Here is a 384-nt window from a genome sequence, read left to right on the forward strand (position 1 = left end):
AAGCTGGCGCGCTTCCCCGCCGGCGACCGGACGATGGTGGCGATGCTCACCGCCGTGCTGTGCGAGGGGATGGGCGCCGTCGCGTGCGTCTGTGCCGAAGCGGTGCGCGCGAGCGTGCACTCGGCCTCTGTCATCCTCCACGTCCTCACCCGGCCGCTCGCGCCCACTGCACCCGTGACCATCCTGCCTCCCGAGAGCCTCCGGCTGCGCCATGCGCCGGTGGCCGATTGTGCCCGCTACGACCGCCTGAGGAGAGCCCCATGATGGAACGTCAGAACATCCTCGCCACCATGGGCGAGCTGAAGCTGTTCGGGATGAAGGCGGCCTACGACGAGATCATCAAGGTCGCGCTCAAGCGCACCCACGAGCCGCAGCAGGTCGTCG

The 384-nt window shown here is 69.3% G+C and carries 2 pseudogenes; both read left to right on the forward strand.

The features are described from left to right. Window positions 1–264 (forward strand): annotated as a pseudogene (locus tag MKK84_RS29785) (IS21 family transposase); the annotation flags it as partial. Further along, window positions 261–384: pseudogene (locus MKK84_RS29790) on the forward strand (ATPase); the annotation flags it as partial. The pseudogenes MKK84_RS29785 and MKK84_RS29790, both read left to right, overlap by 4 nt.

It is taken from the genome of Methylobacterium sp. E-065 (assembly GCF_022829605.1).
Lineage (GTDB): Bacteria > Pseudomonadota > Alphaproteobacteria > Rhizobiales > Beijerinckiaceae > Methylobacterium.